Origin of the sequence: Neisseria polysaccharea (genome assembly GCF_963392925.1) — a bacterium.
In the GTDB taxonomy this organism is placed as follows: Bacteria; Pseudomonadota; Gammaproteobacteria; order Burkholderiales; family Neisseriaceae; genus Neisseria; species Neisseria polysaccharea.
This window is the reverse complement of record NZ_CAUJNZ010000001.1, coordinates 104,350-128,257: the sequence shown is the minus strand read 5'-3', so window position 1 is coordinate 128,257 and position 23,908 is coordinate 104,350. Positions and strand designations below refer to the sequence as shown.

Genomic DNA, 23,908 nt, shown 5'->3' with positions numbered 1-23,908 from the left:
CGTGGCTACTGTTTTCTTTTCAGACGGCATTTTGCTTTTTTGATGTCTTTACGTTTTGATATTTTCAGAAAATATATTTTTCTCAAAATACACTCTTGCTATTGTACAACTTTATGCACTTATTGATACGCAAAAAGATAAATATCCGAACAATACCGCCCCAAATGCACCTCCCCTTCACGGACAAAGCCATATATGCTGAAAACTTCCTTATTTGAATATAATTAAAAAACAACAGGTAAGAAATAAATAGGCAAATGACTGCAAAAAACGTCGATACCCCATCATAAACAAGCACTATTTATTTAATAAATAATTTGTAACACTTTGTTTTCAAAAGTATAGAAACACCTTTCACATCCAAGCTGAAACCGATATCCCGATACCCGGAGCATATATCCTTCCGGCACAGCCGTACCGCCCGCTCCTCCTTTTCTTGAAAGCATATACGAATCGGGCGATAATCAATGCCGTCTGACCATCCACTTATCCAAAACACCAGCAAGGAAAATACAAAATGTCTCAACTGGCAAACGCAATCCGCTTCCTCTCCGCAGATGCCGTTCAAAAAGCAAATTCCGGCCACCCCGGCGCGCCTATGGGCATGGCGGAAATAGCAGAAGTATTGTGGACGAAATTCCTGCATCACAATCCCGCCAACCCCAAATTCTACAACCGCGACCGCTTCATCCTCTCCAACGGCCACGCGTCCATGCTGTTGTACAGCCTGCTGCACCTGACCGGCTACAACCTGAGCATTGAAGACCTGAAAAACTTCCGCCAGCTGCACAGCAAAACCCCCGGCCATCCCGAATACGGCTACACCGACGGCGTGGAAACCACGACCGGCCCGCTGGGACAAGGCATTGCCAACGCAGTGGGCATGGCATTAGCCGAAAAAATCCTTGCCGCCGAATTTAATAAAGATGGTTTGAACATCGTCGATCATTACACCTACGTCTTTATGGGCGACGGCTGCCTGATGGAAGGCGTATCGCACGAAGCCTGCTCGCTCGCCGGCACATTAGGCTTGGGCAAACTGATTGTTTTGTATGATGACAACAATATTTCCATCGACGGCAAAGTGGACGGCTGGTTTACCGAAAACATCCCGCAACGCTTTGAAAGCTACGGCTGGCACGTCGTTCCCAATGTAAACGGCCACGACACCGCCGCCATTCAAGCCGCCATCGAAGCCGCCCGCGCCGAAACCGGCAAACCGTCCATCATCTGCTGCAAAACCTTAATCGGCAAAGGCAGCGCCAACAAAGAAGGCAGCCACAAAACCCACGGCGCGCCTTTGGGTGCGGACGAAATCGAAGCCACGCGCAAACATTTGGGTTGGGCTTATCCTGCGTTTGAAATCCCGCAAGAAATTTACGATGCGTGGAATGCCAAAGAAAAAGGCGCGAAACTGGAAGCCGAATGGAACGAACTGTTCGCGCAATACCAAGCCAAATATCCTGCCGAAGCCGCAGAATTCGTGCGCCGCATGGATAAAAAACTGCCGGACAATTTCGACACCTACGTTCAGACGGCATTGAAAGAAGTGTGCGCCAAAGCCGAAACCATCGCTACCCGCAAAGCCAGCCAAAACAGCATCGAAATCTTGGCAAAAGAGCTGCCCGAACTGGTGGGCGGTTCTGCCGACCTGACCCCGTCCAACCTGACAGACTGGTCAAACAGCGTCTCCGTTACCCGCGACAAAGGCGGCAACTACATCCACTACGGCGTGCGCGAGTTCGGTATGGGCGCGATTATAAACGGTTTGGTATTGCACGGCGGCATCAAACCCTTTGGTGCAACTTTCCTGATGTTCAGCGAATACGAGCGCAACGCCTTGCGCATGGCGGCGCTGATGAAAATCAACCCTGTGTTCGTGTTCACCCACGATTCCATCGGTTTGGGCGAAGACGGTCCGACCCATCAGCCTATCGAGCAAACCGCTACCCTGCGCCTGATTCCGAATATGGACGTATGGCGGCCGTGCGACACCGCCGAATCTCTGGTCGCTTGGGCAGAAGCCGTCAAAGCCGCCGATCACCCGTCCTGCCTGATTTTCAGCCGTCAAAACCTGAAATTCCAAGCACGCAGCGAGCAACAACTGAACGACATCAAACGCGGTGGCTACGTCATCAGCGAAGCCCAAGGCAACGCCCAAGCCGTCATCATTACCACCGGTTCCGAAGTCGAGCTGGCTTTGGAAGCGCAAAAAGCCCTCGCTGCGCAAAACATCGCCGTACGCGTCGTTTCCATGCCGTCCACCAACGTCTTCGACCGCCAAGACGCCGCCTATCAAGCCGCCGTCCTGCCCGAAGGTCTGCCGCGCATCGCCGTAGAAGCCGGACACGCCGACGGTTGGTACAAATACGTCGGTCTGAACGGCGCAGTCGTCGGCATCAACCGCTTCGGCGAATCCGCCCCTGCCGAACTGCTGTTCAAAGAATTCGGCTTTACCGTGGACAATGTGGTCGATACTGTGAAATCAGTGCTGTAACCCCACACCTGAACAAATGCCGTCTGAAACCAATTAGGGCTTCAGACGGCATTTTTATATTCTCGCTGCCATGATGCTTTCTCATCCCACCAATCTCCATTATAATATTTGCGAATCACTCTTATTCACATTTAAAAAGGAGAAACGCATGAGCACCCGTACCGAACACGACACCATGGGCAATGTCGAAGTCCCGTCCGAAGCCTATTGGGGCGCGCAGACCCAGCGCAGCCGCAACAATTTCAAAATCGGCGGCGAAACCCTGCCGCAGCCGCTGATTTATGCTTTGGCGCTGGTAAAAAAAGCCGCAGCCGCCACCAATGTTTCCCTCGGCAGGATTAAGCCCGAACAGGCGGATTTGATTACGCAGGCGGCGGATGATGTACTGAACGGCAAGCTCGACGGGCAGTTTCCTTTAGTGGTGTGGCAGACCGGCTCCGGCACGCAGTCCAATATGAACATGAATGAAGTGCTGGCGAACCGCGCCAACGAAATCGCCGGTACGGGTTTGGCGGCGTATCAGCCCGTCCATCCCAACGATCATGTGAACCACGCACAATCGACCAATGATGCGTTCCCGACCGCCATCCACGTCGCCGCCGCGATTGAAATCAATCGCCACCTTATTCCGGCGGTAAAAGCCCTGCGCGACACGTTAGACAAAAAAGCCCAAGCCTTCGCCCCCATCGTCAAAATCGGCCGCACCCACTTGCAGGACGCGACGCCGCTGACTTTGGGTCAAGAATTTTCCGGCTACGTTTCCCAGCTCGACCACGGCTTAGGCCGTCTGAACGACGCGCTCAAAGGTTTGTACGAACTCGCCTTAGGCGGCACAGCAGTTGGCACAGGTTTGAACAGCCATCCCGAATACGCCGAAAAAGCCGCTGCCAAGCTCGCCGAATTGTCCGGCCTGCCGTTTGTCAGCGCACCGAATAAATTTGAAGCCTTGGGCGGACGCGATGCCGCCGTTTCCGCTTCGGGCGCATTGAAAACACTGGCGGCAAGCCTGAACAAAATCGCCAACGACATCCGCTGGCTGGCAAGCGGCCCTCGCTGCGGTTTGGGCGAAATCAAAATCCCCGAAAACGAGCCGGGTTCGTCCATCATGCCGGGCAAAGTCAACCCGACCCAATGCGAAGCGATGACCATGGTGTGCTGTCAAGTGTTCGGCAACGACGTTACCATCGGTATGGCGGGCGCGTCGGGCAATTTCGAGCTGAACGTCTATATGCCCGTTATCGCTTACAACCTCTTGCAATCCATCCGCCTCTTGGGCGACGCGTGCAACAGCTTCAACGAACACTGCGCCGTCGGCATCGAGCCCGTACCGGAAAAAATCGACTATTTCCTGCACCATTCCCTGATGCTCGTTACCGCGCTGAACCGCAAAATCGGCTACGAAAACGCCGCCAAGGTCGCCAAAACCGCCTATAAAAACGACAAATCGTTGCGCGAAACCGCCATCGAATTGGGCTTGTTGACGGGCGAAGAGTTTGATGAGTTGGTCGTTCCTGCCGATATGGTTCATCCGCGCTAATCTTTCCCTCAAATAAAATGCCGTCTGAAACCTCTTTCAGACGGCATTTTCCGTTGCCTGCAAACTAGCGGCGTTTGAACAGCCTGTCCCCCACCGCCGCCGTAACCGCTCCCCCGACCACGACCAGTGCACCGGCATAACCCAAACCGTTCATATCCGGCGCGGCAAAAGTATCAGGCATCACATAATGCCCGAGCACAGCAGCTTTTGCGCCACGGCATAACACACCCAGGCCATACTGCCTGCCGCACACAGCAACACGCCTTGCGCATACGCGCCCAAACCCGACAACTCGCCGAATTTATCGTTAAAAAACATAAGCAAACCGGCAAGCAGCAAAACCAAGCCGATTTTCTGAGCGGCAGTCATCCGGTCTTTAAACACCAACACGCCGACAACAATCATCGTAAACGGCGAAATCTGCCACAAAACCTGCGTCGTGGTCGGCGAAATATAATGCAGCCCTTGGGCAATCAGCACAAAGTTTGCCGAAATGCCCGCCACACCGAGCAGCAGCAGTCTGAATGACCGCCAAGAAAAATCCCGCCGCTTCGGCAGCCGCCCGCCCAATGCCAGCAAAACAAACAATACCGCCGCCGCCACGGTAAAACGCACCCACACCAGCGTCGGCGCATCGACAAACTTCAATACCTGCCGCACGGCAATCGGCAGCGTTCCCCACGTCATCGCCGCCAAAAGTGCCAGCGAGAAGCCCAAGAGCGGCCTTTGGTTTTCCATCCTGATTTCCCTATTTTTAAACAACCGTATTGCCGGACGATGCCGGTTTGCCGCATCGGGCAATAATGGTTCAAGCGTTTGGCGTTTGATTCCAAACCTTTGGTTTCAAACACGCCGGCTGAAGTCCGGCTATTGCTTCGCGCTATTTGGAAACACCACCTGAATTTTAAAATATAGTGGATTAACAAAAACCAGTACAGCGTTGCCTCGCCTTAGCTCAAAGAGAGCGATTCTCTAAGGTGCTGAAGCACCAAGTGAATCGGTTCCGTACTATTTGTACTGTCTGCGGCTTCGTCGCCTTGTCCTGATTTTTGTTAATCCACTATACCGCCTGAAAACAGCGGGGACGTGCGGCAGGCATCACTGCCTCAAAACGCCCGAACGGCGCAATCGCAACGTTCCGCCCAACGCAAGGGGCGGCAACAAGCCGGCCCAAATGCAAAAAAGAGAAACCCTGACCCGTAAGGTTTAAGGTTTCTCCGTCCTTTATGATTTCCCTCCGCGAGGATGTCCGACCGTAAAATTCAGAACGGGATATCGTCGTCAATATCCTCAACCGGGGCGGCGGCAGGCACGGGTTGGCGGCGCGGCGCGGCCGGTGCTTCTTGGGGATGGGACGGCGCGTCGGGGGCGGGCTGCCGGCTTTGCTGCGCGGGGCGTTGGTAAGCCTCCTGACTCTGACCGTAACCTTCCTCGTAAGGCGCACCGCCGCTGTTTTCATTGCGCCCGCCCAACATTTTCATTTCGTTGGCGACAATATCGTAAGCGGTACGTTCGATGCCGTCTTTGCCTTGGTATTTGCGGCTTTGGATTTTGCCTTCCAAATAAACCAGCCCGCCTTTTTTGAGGTATTGGCCGGCAATTTCCGCCAGTTTGCGGTACATCGTGATGTTGTGCCACTCGGTGCGCTCCACGCGCTGACCGTTGCGGTCGTTCCAAGTTTCGCTGGTGGCGACGCTGAAATTACACACCGCCTCGCCGTTGGGCATATAGCGCACTTCGGGATCGCGTCCGAGGCGACCGATGAGGATGACTTTATTCAATGACATTTTTTAAACTCCTGTGATGATTTTTTCAGCGGCAGCCTGATCGAAACCCTTCTGCAACACTTTGAGATAGACGGTCTGCCCGTCGAAACTGAAACCGATGTCTTCCACGCCTTCGAGTTGCAACAGGGCGCGTTGCAATCCGTCCCGATTGCCCTGCCACACACCACCGACAGGGTAACTGAGGTTTTTGACGGGCTTGGGCGCAGGCGATAAAACGGCAATTACCAGCCACAGCAGCATCAATATGCTGCAAAAGGCAAACACGCCAGAAAAGCCGTATTTTTGAAACAGCAAACCGCCTGCCGCACCTCCGGCAAACAGTCCGAGCGACTGCATCGTGTTATACACGCCCATCGCCGTACCCTTCAGGTCAGACGGTGCGATTTTGGAAACCATAGACGGCAGGCTGGCTTCCAACACATTAAAACCGATAAAGTAAACAACCAAATAAGCGGTAATCAGACCCACCGAGCGCATACCGGACAGCAAACCGAGCTGCGCCGCCGCAATACAGACGATACCCAAAACAAAAACCTGTTTGAGCTTGTTGCGCGTCTCGCCGACGATAATCAGCGGAACCATCACCACCAAGCCCGTAATGGTCGAGGGCAGATAGACTTTCCAATGCTGGATTTTTTCCAAACCGAGCTGGGTCATCGCGAAAGGCAGCGCGGTAAACAATGCCATTTGTGCGGCGTGCAGGGCGAAAATGCCGAAATCGAGCGTCAGCAGCCTACGGTTTTTCAAAACTTCGCCTATGCGCGAAGGCTGTGCCTGCGTATCTTCGTGCAGCTTGGAAACCTCCGGGTCGGGAGTCATAAACGCCACCACGCCGATACTGATGACGGTCAGAATGCCGGTCAGCAGAAACAAGCCGCGTACGCCCACCGCGTCGGCAATCACAGGGGCAACGACGAGGCTGACCGAAAAAGTCAAACCGATACTCAAACCGATCATCGCCATTGCGCGGGTACGCACACCGTCGCGCGTCAAATCCGCCAGCAGCGCGGTAACCGCCGCACTGACCGCTCCCGCACCCTGTATAGCGCGTGCGGCAACCAGCATAGGCAGCGTATCGGCGGCGGCGGCAAGAAAGCTGCCCGCTGCAAACACAATCAGCCCGACATAAATGGTTTTCTTGCGTCCGAACTTGTCGGAAGCGATGCCCAAAGGCAGTTGCAGCAGAGCCTGCGTCAGCCCGTAAATGCCCATTGCCAGCCCGACCAGCGTTTTGTTGCCTTCCGCGCCGGGCAGCGAAGCGGCATACACCGACAATACGGGCAGCACGAGGAACATACCCAGCATACGCAGCGCGTACACGCCGGAAAGCGTCGTACTGGCGCGCCATTCGTGCGGAAACATTTGGATGCGGTTATCTCTTGCCATCATATTTTTCAGACGGCATCAACAGTTGCAATGCCGTCTGAACTTCCAGTGAACAGATTTTCGGATTATACAGGATTCGCCGTATTTCGGTTGCGGCGCGGGTTCAAAATCAGTGCCACTGCCAGCGGTTGCGCCACGCGCCCAAAACGGCGTTCGGATACTTATTGCTGCCGAGGCTGCCGTTAAAACGGGCAAGTGCACGGACGATGTTGCCTTTTTCAAGGTTCTGGTAATGGCGCAGAATCGTGCAGCCGTAACGCAGGTTGGTGCGGATGTCGAACAGGTTGTGCGCCGGTTTGCCGATGTAGTTTTTCCAAAATGGCATAACCTGCATCAGGCCGCGCGCACCGACACCGCTGATTGCATACTGGCGGAACGCGCTTTCCACCTCAATCAGCCCCAACACAATCTGCGTATCCAAACCGGCCCTGCTGCTTTCATACTGGATATTGACCAGCAGCCTGCGCCGCTCCTCCTCATCGGGGACAAACCTTGCCAAACGTGCCGACATGGCTGACAACCAACGCTCGCCCTCTTTCGGATCGTCAAACACCAGCCTCGGCGGATTTATGCTGCCGACGGAACTCCTCATCACGGAAGCCACATCGTCGGCAAGCGTTTCTTCACGTTGCGCGCCGGCTTGTGCCAGCGGGCTGAGCAACAGTGCGCCGGCAGCACACAACAGGCGGCGGCGTTGCAGATTGACGGGTAGAGTATCGGTCGGTTTTTTCATAGGGAATGGGGGCGCGTCCAGACGTTTCAGACGGCATTAAATATTCAAACAGACATGATTGCTTTCAACGCGAAAAACCGCGCACAAAATCCAAGCACGGCATATCGCCCTGCCCTTTTCAGGCAAATCTCGATTTTACCGCTCTCAAGAACGCTTGTCCAAACAGGAACAGACAACACCGCCCAGGCATTTCCCGTTTTCACCGGCTATCTGTCGTCCGGATTGTGCAGCAGCACCATCAGCGCATCACGCTTTTCGGGCGGCAGCAGGCGGAAATATTTCAACAGCAGTGCTTCCTGCGGCGAAACCGCACCTTCCGTGCCGGAGAGCCTGCCGTGGCGCAGCCATTCCGCGCTGGTATCCAGCCATTTTGCCAGCGTCTCGATTTTATCCGGAGTCGGAATCGACCTGCCGACCAGCCAATGGTGGAACGCCTGCGTACTGACAGGCTGATTGGGATGGCGCAGGTTGAAGCGGTTGGCGAGGCTGGCATTGGACAGCTCATCCAAACCCGCGAGGCGTATTGCTGTTTTCAAACGTTCGCTGAAATCGGTTTTATCTTGTTCGGTATGCATAATGGCGGATTATGAATAGCCGACTGTTGCTTTCTTTAAACAGAATAATTGATAGTATTAACAATTTAGTTGCCAGCAAAAGTGAATATGGGCATAATGGGAAGCGGTTTACACAACCATAAACTTATTTACTTAATTTCTGAAATTTTGGGGATTTATGATGACTTTGAACAAAGTTTTCGCATTGAGCATAATTGCCTTGGGTTTGGCGGCTTGCAGCAGCAACGGTACTGCCAACAACGGCAACAACTCTTTAGTTTCCGGTCCGGGCGTGGCAACACAAGGCGCGGTTGTTACTTCTTTTTACAGCGTAAAAGAGGATGTAAGGAAAGATGTCAACAGTTGGGCAACCCAAAAGGGGTTCAAACCTACAGAGGTTGAGTTGGCATCAGTTACCCTGCAGGTTGGCAGCGTTTCCTCCAAGGGCAGCAATATCAATTTGTTTGATGTCGTACCGGCACAAAACAAGGTTCAAAAAGTGGATACTGTAACCACAGCACGTATTAAAGCCGGCGGGGACAATTACGAGCTGATTTCAAAAGGTCGGGCACATATCTACCGTCAAAATTATTCTTTGATTGCCGGTCTTTCCGAACGGGAAAGAATCGAAAAAGACCCGTCCGGTATCGAGAGAAACTTGGGTGTCGATGATGACAGCGTTGATTTCGTTGTGAAAGGTTCTACTACCAAAATCCTGCCGGCTGCGGGCAAATTCAACTATACCGGTATTGCAACCAATGGCGAAAAACAAGGTGCTTTGTCTTATACAGTTGATTTCAAGGAAAAAAACGGCAAAGGCGAAATTACCGGAATCGGCGAAAACAGCATCACTCTGAGTGAAGCGCCTATCAAAGAATTCAGCCATACCAACGAATTCGATAACACAGTAATTAAGGGACAGGGCATCGAAGGTTCTAATTACAAACTCGGCTTCTTCGGTCCTAACGCAGAAGAAATCGTCGGTGCGGTTACTGAGGGTACAAATAGCATCGGCTTTGCCGGCTCCCGTCCGCATTAATCCCGCCTGATACAAATGCCGTCTGAAACCGAAAACGGTCTTTCAGACGGCATTTCGACCATTTGACTGCGCGGTTTGCCCGTCCGGTCCCTTGCCCTGAAACTGTTTGACTTATGAAAAAATTTGCTTTGCTTCTTTTGTCCGTGCCGACGGCGGCCGTTTCCGAAACGCCCGTCTTACCTATACCCGTGTCGAAACAGGTGTTCGTGGACGGCAAATTCGACGATAGGATAGTGCCTGTCGAAAGGCTTGAAAGGGCTGACGAAACGGAAATTCCGGTTCTGCCGCTTGCTTCCTATGCCCCATCTTTTGACGAACAAATCGACAATGCCTTCCGCCTGTTGCAGCGTGCCGCACCGAAGCGGGCTGCCGCGCCTGTTATTGCGTCTGTCGGCAAGGCAGAAGAGACCGAAATCAAGCCTGTGGCGACGCATAAGAAATTTTCCAACGAGGCGGCTTTCGGTACGGATGCGCCCGTGCCGTCTGAAACCGTTGCAGCCGGAGAAGCCGCCGAAGCCGTTTCAGACGGCAATGCCTCTCTTGCGGGTTTGGAAGAGCAGATCAACCGCGCCGTCGTCGCCCGAGATTGGGACACGCTGCAAACGCTGTTGGAAAGCTATCGCGCCCTGCCGGATTTCAATCCGATTCTACACGATTACGCACTGGGCGGTTTGCGCCGCAGCCAGTTGCGCCATGACGAGGCGGTGGCTTTGTATCGCGGCATTTTGGCGCAACAGCCCGATTTGGCGTATCCGCGTTTCGATTTGGGCGTGATGCTGTTTGAAAACAAACAGTACCGCGAGGCGAAGGCGGAATTGGAGCGTGCGAAACCCGATTTGCAGCCGTCGATGCAGCAGCTTGCCGACCGCTATCTTGCCGCCATAGACAAGGCTCAAGGCTGGAAGCCCGATGTGTCGCTGCAATACGAGCAGACAGACAATGTGAACAACGCTTCGTCCGAAAAAACGATTGAATTTGCAGGAAAAAGCTGGACGAAAACCGCCGACAGCCTGCCGCAAAAGGCACACGGTTTGCGCTACGGCTTGGGCGTGTCGCGCGAAATCAATGCGGGCGGGCATCATTTCCTCTACGGCGGCATCAGCGGCGGCGGCGTGCATTATTGGGATAACAAAGATTTCAGTGAACAGAGCCTGCGCCTGTCGTTCGGCTATAAAAACCGTTCGGTAACGCGCTCGTTCGGCATCGTGCCGTTTATCGAGCAAAACCTCTTAGGCGGCAGCCGATACAATTTCGTCGGCGGCTTCAATGCCGATTTCTCCCAACGCTTGGGCGAACGCTGGCGGCTGACGCTGAACGCGGGCAATATGTGGAAGCGTTATCAGGAAGACCGCACCGCCGCCCGATACGACAGCCATATGCCGCTGGCGGGCGCGACGCTGATGTATTCCGCGCCGAAAGACTGGCTGCTTTACGGCGGTGCGGACTGGTCGCACGACTTGACGAAAGAGGCGGAACAGGCTTCCATCCGCAAGGGTTTGCGTGTCGGCGCGGTCAAAACGTTCGACGGCGGCCTGGGTCTGCGGGCAAACCTGCGCTATACACGCAGGACGTTTGACGCACCCGGAACAATTGTGTACCGCTTCCCGCGCAAAGACCACGAATATCAGGCAAACCTGTCGTTGTGGCACGACAAGATTTCTTGGAAGGGATTTACGCCGCAACTCAATTTCCGCTATCTGAAAATCGACAGCAATATGAAAAGTTTTTACACACGCAAAAACATGCAGATTTTCATGAGCGTGGAAAAGGATTTCAAATAAGTGCAAAAAATGCCGTCTGAACGTTTTTCAGACGGCATTTTTTGCTGTCGGAAACATACCGTCGGCAACATCCGTGAGCAGAATCAAAAACAGCCGCATCATTAATTTTTGCTCCAAAATTTAAAGTTTTACTATAGTAGAAATAAATATCAAAACTGAAAATATTACTGAAAATATTTTATATTGTTTAACTTTTCTTTTATACGAATTGGCCTTTGTTAAAATTAATTGATAATCAAACCAGCAAGAAATAATTCCATAATAAAACATTCCAATCCAATAATAAAATTCAGGCCTCTTAGAATTAGTAAAAATTTTAAATCCATAATCTCTTTCAAAAGTAGCTATTATACAAGTAAACAATATCACCAACCCTAAACAGTCCAACATAAAAATATAGTTTAATTTTTTGTTCATACAATATTTCCAATATTATTCTTTACTTGCAGTTATAAAATCTTGTATAAATTCAATAGAAACTGAATTATCATCAGATCTGACTTTGTTATTTTCCATATTGAGCCTCTCTTTAATTTCTCAAGTTCATTGAGAAGCTTAAGTGCATTTTCAATTGAATCGCTCATATATTGTCAACGCCTGCGCCGTCAGGGTAACATTGCGTTTTTCCCCCACCGGTATCCGCCATGACCACCAATCCCGCAAACGTCCTTGCCTCCGTCGATTTGGGTTCTAACAGTTTCCGCCTCCAGATTTGCGAAAACAACAACGGACAATTAAAAGTTATCGATTCCTTCAAACAGATGGTGCGCTTCGCCGCCGGACTGGACGAACAGAAAAACCTGAGTGCCGCCTCCCAAGAACAGGCTTTGGACTGTCTGGCAAAATTCGGCGAACGCCTGCGCGGCTTCCGCCCCGAACAGGTGCGCGCCGTGGCAACCAACACCTTCCGCGTCGCCAAAAACATCGCAGATTTCCTTCCCAAGGCCGAAGCGGCATTGGGTTTCCCCATCGAAATCATCGCCGGGCGCGAAGAGGCGCGACTGATTTATACCGGCGTGATCCACACCCTCCCCCCCGGCGGCGGCAAAATGCTGGTTATCGACATCGGGGGCGGTTCGACAGAATTTGTCATCGGTTCGACGCTGAATCCCGACATTACCGAAAGCCTGCCCTTGGGCTGCGTAACCTACAGCCTGCGCTTCTTCCAAAACAAAATTACCGCCAAAGACTTCCAAGCCGCCATTTCCGCCGCCCGCAACGAAATCCAGCGCATCAGCAAAAATATGAGGCGCGAAGGTTGGGATTTCGCCGTCGGCACATCGGGTTCGGCAAAATCCATCCGCGACGTGCTTGCCGCCGAAATGCCCCAAGAGGCGGACATTACCTACAAAGGAATGCGCGCCCTCGCCGAACGCATCATCGAAGCCGGTTCGGTCAAAAAAGCCAAATTTGAAAACCTGAAACCGGAACGCATCGAAGTTTTTGCCGGCGGACTTGCCGTGATGATGGCGGCGTTTGAGGAAATGAAACTCGACAGGATGACCGTAACCGAAGCCGCCCTGCGCGACGGCGTGTTTTACGATTTGATCGGGCGCGGTTTAAATGAAGATATGCGCGGGCAGACGGTTGCCGAGTTCCAACACCGCTACCACGTCAGCCTCAATCAGGCGAAACGCACCGCCGAAACCGCGCAAACCTTTATGGACAGCCTCTGCCACGCCAAAAACGTTACGGTTCAAGAACTTGCCTTGTGGCAACAGTATCTCGGACGCGCCGCTGCGCTGCATGAAATCGGTTTGGACATCGCCCACACCGGCTATCACAAGCATTCCGCCTACATCCTCGAAAACGCCGATATGCCGGGCTTTTCACGCAAAGAACAGACCATACTTGCCCAACTGGTCATCGGTCATCGCGGCGATATGAAAAAAATGGGCGGCATTATCGGCACCAACGAAATGTTGTGGTATGCCGTTTTGTCCCTGCGCCTTGCCGCCCTGTTCTGCCGTTCGCGCCAAGACCTGTCTTTCCCGAAAAATATGCAGTTGCGTACGGATACGGAAAGCTGCGGCTTCATCCTGCGTATTGACAGGGAATGGCTGGAACGCCACCCCCTGATTGCCGACGCATTGGAATATGAAAGCGTCCAATGGCAAAAAGTCAATATGCCGTTTAAAGTTGAAGCCGTCTGAACCTTGCGGGGCAAATGCCGTCTGAATGATGTTCAGACGGCATTTGCCTGTCCGCAACATCCCGATATGCGCGGCACATCCTCCCTGCACGGTCATGCAGGCGTAAAAAACAAGGGGCATATAACTCAAAAACCGCCTGAAAATCTTCAGGCGGTTTCATTTGGGTTGCCGGCAGGCGGCATCTCGTCATTTTTGCCAAAGCAACAAATTATTTGGCGGCGTCTTTCATTTTGTCTGCCGCTTCCTGAGTCGCATCGGCAGCTTTGTTCAAAGTGTCTTTAGCCGCTTCGCTTACCGCTTCTTTGGTTTCGGCTGCCGCGTCTTTGGCTTCAGTTACAGCTTCCCCGGCACTTGCCTTTGCATCAGCCGCAGCATCTTTGACTTGGTCTTTCGCTTCTTCGACGGCAGAAGCGGCAGATTCGGAGGCAGAAGCCGCAGCATCTTTAACATCGGATTCAACGGCTTGGGCCGCTTCTTTAGTCTCCTGTTTGGCCTCTTGCGAACAAGCTGCCAAGGCAGCCGCCATCATTGCGGCAATCAATAATTTTTTCATGTCTTATCCTTCTTGAGTTGTTGATTAAGGTTTTGCTTAAAAACCGGACCGTGTTCCATCAATCGGCTGATTTTGCCCATCGGCCGGAGAGAAAACGGTTTCCCGTTTAGTTAAAACCCATTATATTAAATATAAAGGTTTTTTTCTCGAACAATAAGGCGGCATCAATGCCATATTGAAACACGTCCGAAAACTATTTTATGAAAACAGTTCGGAAAATTGTAACACATATCCCCCTCCTTTTGAGTTTCCCGACGGTGCGGACTTTTTCCTGCAGGGTTTGAAAAACCCAAATATATTCCGGGATGTCCGAATACCTCAATAATGGCGGCGGCGGAAATAAAACGCCCCCTCGCTGTCGATTTCCAGCACATAGCGTCCGTTCTGCACGGCGGCATAGCCGCTTTTGCCTGCCTGATAGGGTTGCAGGGCGGAATGCGAAACCAGGTAATCCGTCAACTTCCCGCCGTCTTGTGCGACATTGTCCACCAGTTTGGCAAACAAGGTATGACACACGCCGTTTGCCGCCCAACCTGCCGGACCACCCTTATCGTCGGTTTCCATACATTTGCCGCTGATGACTTCCAAGTCGTTGGGATGCTTGCCGATCAGTTGCAACACATTCTGTTCCGACAAGCCCTCAATCGGATAAGTCAGCTGTTTTTTGCCTTCAGCCGTTTTTCCTTCTTGCACCCCGCCCAGAGCCAAACCGGCAATCGCCGTATTGTCGATATATTTGACTTTGAAAACCGGTTTCGGCGCACCCTGCACTGCATTTTGCGGCTGTTCCGCCGTATTTTCAGATTTACCGCAGGCTGCAAGCAGCAGGCAGCCGCTTAACACGACAAAAGATGTTTTAAGCATTCCACACTCCTGATGGTTTCAAAATGCCGTCTGAAACACGGATAATAGATGTTCAGACGGCATGGGTTTATTTCAAAGGACGGATACCGACCGCATCGCGTACCTTATTCAAAAGTTCGCGCGCTTCTTTGCGCGCTTTGGCCGCGCCTGCCTGCAAAATGTCTTCGATTTGCGAAGGATTAGAGGTCAGCTCGTTGTAGCGTTCGCGCGGTTCTGCCAGCTCGGCGTTGATTTTCGCCGCCAAAAGTTTTTTGGCTTCGCCCCATGCCAGGCCTTCGGCCAGCATTTGTGTGAACGCTGCTGTTTCAGACGGCATGGAGAAGGCCTTGTAGATTTCAAACAAGGGGCTTTCGTCAGGCTGTTTCGGCTCGCCCGGCTCTTTCATATTGGTGATAATTTTGTTGACCGATTTTTGGGTTTTCTTGTCGTTTTCCCAAAGCGGAATGGTGTTGCCGTAGGATTTGGACATTTTGCGTCCGTCCAAACCGACCAAGAGTTCGACGTTTTCGTCGATTTTCACTTCGGGCAGGGTGAAGAGTTCTTTGAAACGGTGGTTGAAGCGTCCGGCAATGTCGCGCGCCATTTCGACGTGTTGGATTTGGTCGCGTCCGACGGGCACTTCGTTGGCGTTGAACATGAGGATGTCGGCAGTCATCAGAATCGGATAACTGAACAAACCCATTTCCACACCGAAATCAGGATCTTCCTGCCCGTTTTCCGTATTTGCCTGTACAGCGGCTTTGTAGGCGTGTGCGCGGTTCATCAGGCCTTTTGCGGTGATACAGGTCAGAATCCAGTTCAACTCCATGACTTCGGGAATATCGCTTTGGCGGTAAAAGGTGGTGCGCTCGGGGTCAAGTCCGCAGGCCAGCCATGTGGCGGCAACAGCTTGGGTGGATTGGTGAATCATCTCCGGTTCGTGGCATTTGATGATACCGTGGTAATCGGCGAGGAAGAGGAAGGATTCGGTATCTGGGTTTTGCGCCGCGCGGACGGCGGGGCGGATGGCGCCGACGTAGTTGCCCAGATGCGGGATGCCGGTGGTGGTTACGCCGGTCAGAACTCTTTTTTTGCTCATAAAATGTCCTTACGGCATCAATGCCGTCTGAAAGGGAAAAGAATGTGCCAATTATACCCGATTCACAATATTTGTTCAGACGGCATCGGACGCTTCCCTATTGGACAGATTAAGTTATACACATAAATCAAAAAATTTATTTCAATCATATTCAACAAGATAAGCAATTAAATCTGAAAAGTTAAAATCTGACGCTTGAGTTATCCACAATTATGCACATATAGGCTTCGACAGCGGACATTTTGAAAAGGAAACGAAAATGCGATACGACAAATTAACCGCCAAATTCCAACAAGCCCTTGCAGAAGCTCAGAGTTTGGCGTTGGCTGCGGACAGCAGCTATCTGGAAGCGGGCTTCGTGCTGAAAGCCCTGCTTGACGACCAAAACAGCGGAGCCGCCGCGCTCTTGGCTCATGCGGGCGTGAACGTGCCGCAGGTGAAACAGCGTTTGCAGCAGCATTTAAACAGCCTGCCGAAAGTATCCGGACAGGGCGGCGACATTATGCCCAGCCGCGAATTGCAGGCGGTGTTGAACCTAATGGACAAAGCAGCAACCAAACGCGGCGATGCCTATATCGCCAGCGAACTTTTCCTGCTCGCCTTGGTGCAGCAAAACGATGCGACCGGCAAAATCCTGAAAGAAGCCGGTGCGAACGAACAAAATATCAATGCCGCGATTGACGCGGTACGAGGAGGACAAAACGTGAACGATGCCAATGCCGAAGACCAACGCGATGCTCTGAAAAAATACACGCTTGACTTAACCCAGCGCGCCCGCGACGGCAAGCTTGACCCCGTTATCGGTCGTGATGATGAAATCCGCCGCGCGATTCAGGTATTGCAACGCCGAACCAAAAACAACCCCGTGCTGATTGGCGAACCCGGTGTGGGTAAAACCGCTATTGTTGAAGGTTTGGCGCAACGCATCGTCAACGGCGAAGTACCCGAATCCCTGCGCAACAAATGCCTGCTGGTTTTGGATTTGGCGGCATTGATTGCCGGCGCAAAATACCGCGGCGAATTTGAAGAACGCTTGAAAGGCGTGTTGAACGACTTGGCGAAAGACGACGGCAACACCTTGATTTTCATCGACGAAATTCATACTTTGGTCGGCGCGGGCAAAACCGACGGCGCGATGGACGCGGGCAATATGTTGAAACCGGCTTTGGCGCGCGGCGAACTGCACTGCATCGGCGCGACTACCTTGGACGAATACCGCCAATACATCGAAAAAGACGCGGCACTCGAACGCCGTTTCCAAAAAGTATTGGTTGGCGAGCCCAGCGTGGAAGACACCATCGCCATCTTGCGCGGTTTGCAGGAGCGTTATGAAATCCACCACGGCATCGATATTACCGACCCCGCCATTGTTGCCGCAGCGGAATTGAGCGACCGCTACATTACCGACCGCTTCCTACCCGACAAAGCGATTGATTTGATTGACGAAGCCGCCAGCCGTATCAAAATGGAGCTGGACAGCAAACCTGAGCAGATGGACAAACTCGACCGCCGCATTATCCAGCTCAAAATGGAAAAAATGCACGTTGCCAAAGAGAGCGATGATGCCAGCAAAAAACGTTTGGAACTGATAGACGAAGAAATCGACGGTCTGCAAAAAGAATACGCCGATTTGGATGAAATCTGGAAAGCAGAAAAAGCCGCCTCGTCCAGCACCGCCGACATCAAGAAACAGATGGACGACATCAAAGTCAAAATCGAGCAGGCCAAACGTCAAGGCGATTTCGCCCGCGCGTCCGAACTCGAATACGGTGAGTTGCCGAAATTGGGTGCGCAGTTGCAAGCTGCGGAAAGTAACCCCGACGGCAAAAAACAAAACAAACTCTTCCGTACCGAAGTCGGCGCGGACGAAGTGGCTGAAATCGTATCGCGCATGACCGGCATCCCCGTTGCCAAAATGATGGAAGGCGAACGCGACAAACTGCTGAAAATGGAAGAAGTATTGCACCGCCGAGTGGTCGGTCAAGACGAAGCCGTGCGTGCCGTGTCTGACGCCATCCGCCGCAGCCGTTCCGGCCTTGCCGATCCAAACAAGCCTTACGGCAGCTTCCTGTTCCTAGGCCCGACCGGCGTGGGTAAAACCGAGTTGTGCAAAGCCCTGGCAGGCTTTCTGTTCGACAGCGAAGACCATCTGATCCGCATCGATATGTCCGAATACATGGAAAAACACGCCGTTGCCCGCCTCATCGGCGCGCCTCCGGGCTATGTCGGCTACGAAGAAGGCGGCTACCTGACCGAACAAGTGCGCCGCAAACCGTACAGCGTGATTCTTTTGGACGAAGTGGAAAAAGCCCATCCCGACGTGTTCAATATCCTGCTGCAAGTATTGGATGACGGTCGTTTGACCGACGGACAAGGTCGAACTGTGGACTTCAAAAATACCGTCATCGTCATGACTTCCAACATCGGCAGCCAGCACATCCAACAAATGGGTACTCAAGACTACGAAGCGGTAAAAGAAGTCGTGATGGAGGATGTGAAAGAACATTTCCGTCCTGAAATGATCAACCGTATTGACGAAGTCGTCGTGTTCCACGGTTTGGATCAGGCCAATATCCGCAGCATTGCGAAAATTCAGCTTAAAGGTTTGGAAAAACGTTTGGAAAAACAAAACCTCCGTCTGACTGTTTCCGATGCCGCTCTGGACATCATCGCCAAAGCCGGTTTCGACCCGATTTACGGCGCACGTCCGCTCAAACGCGCCATCCAGTCGGAAATCGAAAACCCGCTGGCAAAAGCCCTGCTTGCCGGAAACTATGCGCCCGAAAGCGAAATCAGGGTGGAAGCCGACGGCGACAGACTGAAATTTGCCTGATTCGTTCCTGCTGTTGAAAATGCCGTCTGAAACGGGAATCTCCGTTTCAGACGGCATTTTTTATCAGAACCCTACTGATGGTAGGTTTGCAGGAATCTTGCCAACCTGCCCATCGCCTCTTCAATCTGATGGACGTAAGGCAGCGTAACAATGCGGAAATGGTCGGGTTTAATCCAATTAAACCCCGTTCCCTGTACCAGCAAGACTTTTTCGCGCACCAACAAATCGTAAACGAATTTCATATCATCGTGGATGCGGTACATTTCGATATCGATTTTCGGGAACATATACATCGCGCCCATCGGTTTGACGCAGGACACTCCAGGTATCTGGTTGACCAGTTCCCACGCCCTGTTGCGCTGTTCCAAAAGCCGTCCGCCGGGCAAGATGAATTCGTTAATGCTCTGATAACCGCCCAATGCCGTCTGAATCGCATGCTGCATCGGCGTATTGGCACACAAGCGCATGGACGAGAGCATATCCAAACCCTCGATGTAACCTTTTGCATGATGTTTCGGCCCGTTGAGCACCATCCAGCCTTGGCGGAATCCGGCGACGCGGTAGGCTTTGGACAAACCGTTGAACGTTACCGTCAAAAGGTCGGGGGCAAGCGCGGCGATGTGGTGGTGAACCGCGCCGTCATAAAGGATTTTGTCGTAAATCTCGTCGGCGAAAATAATCAAACCATGCTTGCGCGCCAGTTCGGCGATTTCCAACAGGATTTCCCTGCTGTACACCGCGCCTGTCGGGTTATTGGGGTTGATGACGACGAGGGCTTTGGTTTTGGGCGTAATTTTGGCTTCCATATCGGCAAGGTTGGGAAACCAGCCGTTTTCTTCGTCGCACAGATAATGACGTACCGTACCGCCCGCAAGCGTTGCCGCCGCCGTCCACAAAGGGTAGTCGGGCGCGGGAATCAGAATTTCGTCGCCGTCGTTGAGCAATGCCTGCATAGACATCGTAATCAGCTCGGACACGCCGTTGCCGATATAGACATCGTTTACCGTAATATCGCGCAAACCTTTGGTCTGATAGTAGTGAACAATGGCTTTACGGGCGGAATACAACCCTTTGGAATCGCAATAGCCTTGCGAAGTCGGCAGGTTGCGGATGACATCGACTAAGATTTCATCAGGCGCTTCGAAGCCGAACGGCGCAGGGTTGCCGATATTGAGCTTAAGGATTTTATTGCCCTCCTCTTCCAACTGAAGGGCTTTTTTGTGAACCGGCCCGCGTATGTCGTAGCAGACGTGGTCGAGCTTTGCAGACTTGGGAAACTTATCCATAATGTGTTCCGTAAATTTTGGGCAATGGGTGGGAATGTACTCTTTTTCACGCGGAATTTAAAGCATCAGGGCAGGGTTTTCAGGCTTTTTACCTGCCCTCTTTGCGCCGTTCGCTGACGCTTTTGCCGCCTATGCCCCAGTTATCGGTATCCACTTCGTCAATCACGACAACCGTTGTTTCGGGATTTTTGCCCAGCACGCGTGCCAGCAATTCGGTTACGCCGCCGATCAATTCCGCTTTTTGCGCGGCAGTCGGTGCTTCGCTGCCGCCGGTTACTTTAATATTGACATAGGGCATCTTTTCTCTCCATTCAAAAATTTTGCCATCTTATCAGACAAGCCCGTTACACCCAACCGGCTTTTTCATTTCTCAAAAATCATATATCAGACAATAATTTATTTATCAGCACCGAAGCACAGGCTTTCTCCGACAGCACAGACGACAAAGACGGAGCAGACATCATCCCCTTGCGCCAAGGCTTTTGGAAAGCCAGTGTCGAACACAAAGCCGACTTCCCCGATCAAACCGTGTGTCAAAAACAGGCGAACTACTCGACTTTAACCTTCCAAATCGGCCATTCGTACCATTAATCCCGCCCGCACAAAAATGCCGTCTGAAGGCTTCAGACGGCATCCTTTGTTCAAACATCAATACCAGCCGCGCAGCTTCATCGCTTTTTCAACACGGCGGATACTCATCATATAAGACGCGGTTCGCAAATCGACATCATACTCTTGCGCCAAGTTCCAAATATCGCGGAACGCACGGCGCAGGACAACGGTTTCTTTCTCTTGAACTTCGTCAAACTCCCAGTAGTAACCTTGCAGATTCTGTACCCATTCAAAATAAGATACCACCACGCCGCCGCAGTTCGCCAAAATATCGGGCACGACCAATACGCCGTTTTGACGCAGGATAACGTCGGCTTCGGGCGTAGTCGGACCGTTCGCGCCTTCAACCACGATTTTCGCGCGGACTTTACCGGCGTTTTCAGAAGTTAGTTGGTTTTCCAGCGCGCAAGGGGCGAGTACGTCCACATCCAAAGCCAAAAGCTCGGCGTTGGTAATTTCTTTGCCGTAACCGGCTTCGTTGGTGATGAAACCTTTTTCTTGGAACTCTTTAAACAGAGCTTCCATATCCAAGCCGTTTTCATTGTAGATAGCAACGTCAACAGTAGATACGGCAACGACTTTCGCGCCGGATTGATGCGCGTAATAACCTGTGTGATAACCGACATTGCCGAAGCCTTGAATGGCGTAAGTGGCACCCTTCACGTCTTTGCCCAGTTTTTCCAAAGCTTGGACGGCAGCGAGATTCACGCCGTAACCGGTAGCCTCAGTACGCGCCAAAGAGCCGCCGAACTCAACCGGTTTGCCGGTAAATACGCCCGGTGCAGAATGTTTCACCACGTTTTCATAGGCATCCACCATCCAAGACATGATTTTGCCGTTGGTGTTCACATCAGGTGCGGGAATATCGATTTTCTCGCCAATCAGCGGAGAAATGGCTTCGGAATAAGCGCGTGCGATACGTTCCAGTTCCGCTTCGGAATAATCGCGCGGATCCAAGGTAATGCCGCCTTTGCCGCCGCCGTAAGGAATACCGGCCACGCAGCATTTGATGGTCATCCAAATCGACAGAGCTTTGACTTCGTCCAAATTCACACCGGGATGGAAGCGCACGCCGCCTTTATAGGGGCCGACGGCGTTGTTGTGTTGCGAACGGTAACCGGTAAAGGTTTTAACCGTGCCATTGTCGAGTTTGACAGGAAAGGTAACTTCCAAAACGCGCTTCGGACTTTTCAGAATTTCATAAACAGCCGGATCGGTTTTCAGTTGGTCACAGGCGGTTTTCACCTGTTTGCGGGCGATTTCAAACGGATTGAGGGTTTCTTTTACAGCAGCATGAGACATTTTGCTTCCTTTTCACAAAGAGAGGTTCGGAATGGAACAAGCCATCAGGTTCGCAACTATAACCAATTTCCCGACAAAATGTAATAGCGTGTAGTCGGAATCAGCCCGATTTGATTAATCTATATATGATTTTATTTCCCAAGCCGCACGGAATCCGTCTGAAAAAAGCAGCACACGCATCCGAAAAGCAAATGTCCAATTAAATAAAGATATAAACATCCTTTTATTTTTTAAAAATTTAATTGGAACATCGCCGGGATTTGCACACCTTATCCGACTCCGTTCCGAAATCCGAAAACACCGCCTGCAAAACCTGTTGCGATTGTTAACAATCCATACATTAGAAGCTCTGTGCAAACAATGTTAAAATAAACTATTGCAATCTACAGAAAGCCAAACTATGAATGCTGCTATCGAACATGTCCAAGCTGTTGCCTTTGACTTGGACGGCACACTGTGCGATTCCGTCCCCGACCTTGCCGCCGCCGCAGAAGCGATGTTGGAACACCTCGGTATGAAACCGCTGCCTGCAAAAGTGGTCGAAAGCTATGTGGGCGACGGCATCGGCAAACTGGTTCACCGCGTCCTCACCAACGACCGCGACCGCGAAGCCGATTCCGAACTGTGGGAAAAAGGTTTCGTGTTCTATATGAAATACTACCGCGACCATTTGAGCGTCTTCACCCGCCCCTATCCCGAAACCGAAGCCGGGCTGGCATTGCTCAAATCTTTGGGCATCCCGCTGGTAATCATTACCAACAAAAATGAAATCCTTGCCGCCGAACTGTTGAAGCAGCTCGGACTTACCGACTATTTCAGCCTGATACTCGGCGGCGACAGCCTGCCCGAAAAAAAACCCAGCCCCCTGCCGCTGCAGCACGCTGCCGAAGTGTTGGGCATCGATACTGCCAATATGATTATGGTCGGCGACTCGCGCAACGACATCATCGCCGCCAAAGCCGCCGGCTGCCTGAGCGTCGGCGTTACCTTCGGTTACGGCGATATGACGCTGCTCTCGCAAGATGATGCGACCCGTCCCGACTGGATTATCGGCTCGCTGCCCGAAATTTACGAAAACCTGCAACCGCAGAAAAATAAAGAAGAGTAGGCATTCGGACGGCACGCTATGCCGTCTGAAACCTGCCGCACGCCGAAACCGCCGCCATGAAACCGCAAAAATCCCTACGCGCCCGCGCGATGGACATCCTCTCGCGCCAAGAAGTCAGCCGCCTCGGGCTGAAGCGCAAGCTCGCCCCCCATGCCGAAAGCGAAGAAGAGTTGGAAAACGTCTTGAACGAATTTTCCGAACGCAACTGGCAGTCGGATTTACGCTATGCAGAAGCCTATATCCACAGCAAAAGCCGCAAACACGGCTCCCTGCGCCTGAAACAAGCCCTGGCTCAACAGGGCATAGACGAAGAGACAAGCCGAAAGCTGCTTCCGGACAGGTTGAGTGAAAAACAGACCGCCATGGACGTGTTGCGTAAAAAATTCAAACATCCGGCCACCAACCTTAAAGAAAAACAAAAACAGGCACGCTTCCTCGCCTATCGCGGATTCGATGCCGATACCGTTCAGACGGCATTGAAACATGCCTGGGATGACGGCTGGGAGGAAGACTGCTGAACTGAATCCTTGAATCTTTTTGCATGACGGCGTAACCTTACGCCCATTTCCAACTTTTCCGATTGAGAACAAAATGTCCGAACAATCCGAGAAAAATCACAACCCACTTCTTGAAGATGAACGCAAAAACCCGGTTTACCGTATGGGTCAGGCAGTTGCCGGATTCATGCTCGTCGTTTGGGCCGCCGTATTGGCACTCGTGTTTTTCCTGGTCTTCCGTTTTTGGCTTTCCTAAACAAAATGCCGTCTGAAATCTTCAGACGGCATCGGCAGCCCATTTCGGCAGG

Annotated in this window: 19 protein-coding genes and 2 pseudogenes; 10 read left to right on the top strand and 11 right to left on the bottom strand. The window is 52.1% G+C overall.

Going from position 1 to position 23,908, the window contains the following annotated elements; translation table 11 throughout:
• The first annotated feature begins 517 nt into the window (after positions 1-517).
• Together tkt and fumC are read left to right on the top strand one after the other, a co-directional pair.
• Positions 518-2,497 carry a transketolase gene (gene tkt, locus RDY34_RS00585; protein ID WP_308074198.1) on the top strand — a complete coding sequence of 660 codons (1,980 nt, stop codon included), beginning with the start codon at positions 518-520 and terminating at the stop codon, positions 2,495-2,497.
• A 148-nt stretch (positions 2,498-2,645) separates the two neighbouring features.
• Positions 2,646-4,034 carry a class II fumarate hydratase gene (fumC, locus tag RDY34_RS00580; RefSeq protein WP_308074197.1) on the top strand — a complete coding sequence of 463 codons (1,389 nt, stop codon included), beginning with the start codon at positions 2,646-2,648 and terminating at the stop codon, positions 4,032-4,034.
• A 64-nt stretch (positions 4,035-4,098) separates the two neighbouring features.
• Here fumC and RDY34_RS00575 read toward each other — a convergent pair.
• From RDY34_RS00575 to RDY34_RS00555, 5 genes and pseudogenes are all read right to left on the bottom strand, one after another.
• A pseudogene (locus tag RDY34_RS00575) lies at positions 4,099-4,772 on the bottom strand (DMT family transporter).
• A gap of 524 nt (positions 4,773-5,296) precedes the next feature.
• Complete coding sequence (locus RDY34_RS00570; protein WP_115437522.1) at positions 5,297-5,821, bottom strand: single-stranded DNA-binding protein; 525 nt, start codon at positions 5,819-5,821, stop codon at positions 5,297-5,299.
• 3 nt (positions 5,822-5,824) lie between these two features.
• Complete coding sequence (locus RDY34_RS00565) at positions 5,825-7,207, bottom strand: MFS transporter (RefSeq protein ID WP_308075230.1); 1,383 nt, start codon at positions 7,205-7,207, stop codon at positions 5,825-5,827.
• Between the two features lie 109 nt (positions 7,208-7,316).
• Entirely contained in the window at positions 7,317-7,940 is a 624-nt protein-coding gene (locus RDY34_RS00560) for a lytic transglycosylase domain-containing protein (RefSeq protein ID WP_308075219.1), read from the bottom strand.
• A gap of 206 nt (positions 7,941-8,146) precedes the next feature.
• Positions 8,147-8,515, bottom strand: a complete 369-nt coding sequence (locus RDY34_RS00555) for a transcriptional regulator (RefSeq protein ID WP_025457002.1) — start codon at positions 8,513-8,515, stop codon at positions 8,147-8,149.
• A 271-nt stretch (positions 8,516-8,786) separates the two neighbouring features.
• On the opposite strand from RDY34_RS00555, the gene RDY34_RS00550 reads away from it, so the two are divergent.
• The 3 genes from RDY34_RS00550 (at position 8,787) to ppx (ending at position 13,467) form a co-directional block, all read left to right on the top strand.
• The gene (locus RDY34_RS00550; RefSeq protein ID WP_308074195.1) at positions 8,787-9,533 is read left to right on the top strand and encodes a factor H binding protein domain-containing protein; all 747 of its coding nucleotides are present in this window, start codon (positions 8,787-8,789) and stop codon (positions 9,531-9,533) included.
• A 113-nt stretch (positions 9,534-9,646) separates the two neighbouring features.
• Positions 9,647-11,314: a surface lipoprotein assembly modifier gene (locus RDY34_RS00545; RefSeq protein ID WP_308074194.1), complete on the top strand. Its 1,668-nt coding sequence runs from the start codon at positions 9,647-9,649 to the stop codon at positions 11,312-11,314.
• A gap of 644 nt (positions 11,315-11,958) precedes the next feature.
• The gene (gene ppx / locus RDY34_RS00540) at positions 11,959-13,467 is read left to right on the top strand and encodes an exopolyphosphatase (protein WP_308074193.1); all 1,509 of its coding nucleotides are present in this window, start codon (positions 11,959-11,961) and stop codon (positions 13,465-13,467) included.
• A 208-nt stretch (positions 13,468-13,675) separates the two neighbouring features.
• Here ppx and RDY34_RS00535 read toward each other — a convergent pair whose 3' ends face one another.
• From RDY34_RS00535 to trpS, 3 genes are all read right to left on the bottom strand, one after another.
• Complete coding sequence (locus RDY34_RS00535; protein ID WP_003714486.1) at positions 13,676-14,020, bottom strand: Ag473 family lipoprotein; 345 nt, start codon at positions 14,018-14,020, stop codon at positions 13,676-13,678.
• Between the two features lie 318 nt (positions 14,021-14,338).
• Positions 14,339-14,884 (bottom strand): hypothetical protein, encoded by a 546-nt coding sequence (locus tag RDY34_RS00530; RefSeq protein ID WP_308074192.1) that lies wholly within the window; start codon positions 14,882-14,884, stop codon positions 14,339-14,341.
• 67 nt (positions 14,885-14,951) lie between these two features.
• Positions 14,952-15,962, bottom strand: coding sequence for a tryptophan--tRNA ligase (gene trpS / locus RDY34_RS00525; protein WP_308074191.1), 1,011 nt, complete (start codon positions 15,960-15,962; stop codon positions 14,952-14,954).
• 259 nt (positions 15,963-16,221) lie between these two features.
• On the opposite strand from trpS, the gene clpB reads away from it, so the two are divergent.
• Positions 16,222-18,795 (top strand): ATP-dependent chaperone ClpB, encoded by a 2,574-nt coding sequence (gene clpB, locus RDY34_RS00520; protein ID WP_308074190.1) that lies wholly within the window; start codon positions 16,222-16,224, stop codon positions 18,793-18,795.
• 71 nt (positions 18,796-18,866) lie between these two features.
• Here the strand turns inward: clpB and RDY34_RS00515 are convergent, their stop codons facing one another.
• Both RDY34_RS00515 and RDY34_RS00510 read right to left on the bottom strand, forming a co-directional pair.
• Positions 18,867-20,081, bottom strand: coding sequence for a pyridoxal phosphate-dependent aminotransferase (locus RDY34_RS00515; protein ID WP_308028752.1), 1,215 nt, complete (start codon positions 20,079-20,081; stop codon positions 18,867-18,869).
• A gap of 88 nt (positions 20,082-20,169) precedes the next feature.
• Positions 20,170-20,379, bottom strand: a complete 210-nt coding sequence (locus RDY34_RS00510; RefSeq protein ID WP_002223595.1) for a tautomerase family protein — start codon at positions 20,377-20,379, stop codon at positions 20,170-20,172.
• Between the two features lie 107 nt (positions 20,380-20,486).
• Between RDY34_RS00510 and RDY34_RS00505 the strand changes: the two are divergent.
• Positions 20,487-20,672, top strand: a pseudogene (locus RDY34_RS00505) (DUF4198 domain-containing protein); the annotation flags it as partial.
• A 57-nt stretch (positions 20,673-20,729) separates the two neighbouring features.
• Here RDY34_RS00505 and RDY34_RS00500 read toward each other — a convergent pair.
• Positions 20,730-21,995 (bottom strand): Glu/Leu/Phe/Val family dehydrogenase, encoded by a 1,266-nt coding sequence (locus RDY34_RS00500; protein ID WP_039853869.1) that lies wholly within the window; start codon positions 21,993-21,995, stop codon positions 20,730-20,732.
• A gap of 400 nt (positions 21,996-22,395) precedes the next feature.
• On the opposite strand from RDY34_RS00500, the gene RDY34_RS00495 reads away from it, so the two are divergent.
• The 3 genes from RDY34_RS00495 (at position 22,396) to RDY34_RS00485 (ending at position 23,856) form a co-directional block, all read left to right on the top strand.
• A complete protein-coding gene (locus RDY34_RS00495; protein ID WP_308074189.1) occupies positions 22,396-23,103 on the top strand; it encodes a phosphoglycolate phosphatase in 708 nt (235 codons plus the stop codon).
• 56 nt (positions 23,104-23,159) lie between these two features.
• Positions 23,160-23,621, top strand: coding sequence for a recombination regulator RecX (recX, locus tag RDY34_RS00490; protein ID WP_308074187.1), 462 nt, complete (start codon positions 23,160-23,162; stop codon positions 23,619-23,621).
• A 73-nt stretch (positions 23,622-23,694) separates the two neighbouring features.
• On the top strand, positions 23,695-23,856 hold the full coding sequence (locus RDY34_RS00485) for a hypothetical protein (protein WP_003674702.1): 162 nt from the start codon (positions 23,695-23,697) through the stop codon (positions 23,854-23,856).
• Positions 23,857-23,908 lie beyond the last annotated feature (52 nt).

Coding starts and splice junctions, on each gene's coding strand:
- RDY34_RS00530 (WP_308074192.1), bottom strand. CDS start 14,884: ATGCTTAAAACATCTTTTGTCGTGTTAAGCGGCTGCCTGCTGCTTGCA.
- RDY34_RS00495 (WP_308074189.1), top strand. CDS start 22,396: ATGAATGCTGCTATCGAACATGTCCAAGCTGTTGCCTTTGACTTGGAC.
- fumC (WP_308074197.1), top strand. CDS start 2,646: ATGAGCACCCGTACCGAACACGACACCATGGGCAATGTCGAAGTCCCG.
- clpB (WP_308074190.1), top strand. CDS start 16,222: ATGCGATACGACAAATTAACCGCCAAATTCCAACAAGCCCTTGCAGAA.
- RDY34_RS00535 (WP_003714486.1), bottom strand. CDS start 14,020: ATGAAAAAATTATTGATTGCCGCAATGATGGCGGCTGCCTTGGCAGCT.
- trpS (WP_308074191.1), bottom strand. CDS start 15,962: ATGAGCAAAAAAAGAGTTCTGACCGGCGTAACCACCACCGGCATCCCG.
- RDY34_RS00485 (WP_003674702.1), top strand. CDS start 23,695: ATGTCCGAACAATCCGAGAAAAATCACAACCCACTTCTTGAAGATGAA.
- tkt (WP_308074198.1), top strand. CDS start 518: ATGTCTCAACTGGCAAACGCAATCCGCTTCCTCTCCGCAGATGCCGTT.
- RDY34_RS00515 (WP_308028752.1), bottom strand. CDS start 20,081: ATGGATAAGTTTCCCAAGTCTGCAAAGCTCGACCACGTCTGCTACGAC.
- RDY34_RS00545 (WP_308074194.1), top strand. CDS start 9,647: ATGAAAAAATTTGCTTTGCTTCTTTTGTCCGTGCCGACGGCGGCCGTT.
- RDY34_RS00555 (WP_025457002.1), bottom strand. CDS start 8,515: ATGCATACCGAACAAGATAAAACCGATTTCAGCGAACGTTTGAAAACA.
- RDY34_RS00560 (WP_308075219.1), bottom strand. CDS start 7,940: ATGAAAAAACCGACCGATACTCTACCCGTCAATCTGCAACGCCGCCGC.
- RDY34_RS00500 (WP_039853869.1), bottom strand. CDS start 21,995: ATGTCTCATGCTGCTGTAAAAGAAACCCTCAATCCGTTTGAAATCGCC.
- ppx (WP_308074193.1), top strand. CDS start 11,959: ATGACCACCAATCCCGCAAACGTCCTTGCCTCCGTCGATTTGGGTTCT.
- recX (WP_308074187.1), top strand. CDS start 23,160: ATGAAACCGCAAAAATCCCTACGCGCCCGCGCGATGGACATCCTCTCG.
- RDY34_RS00510 (WP_002223595.1), bottom strand. CDS start 20,379: ATGCCCTATGTCAATATTAAAGTAACCGGCGGCAGCGAAGCACCGACT.
- RDY34_RS00570 (WP_115437522.1), bottom strand. CDS start 5,821: ATGTCATTGAATAAAGTCATCCTCATCGGTCGCCTCGGACGCGATCCC.
- RDY34_RS00565 (WP_308075230.1), bottom strand. CDS start 7,207: ATGGCAAGAGATAACCGCATCCAAATGTTTCCGCACGAATGGCGCGCC.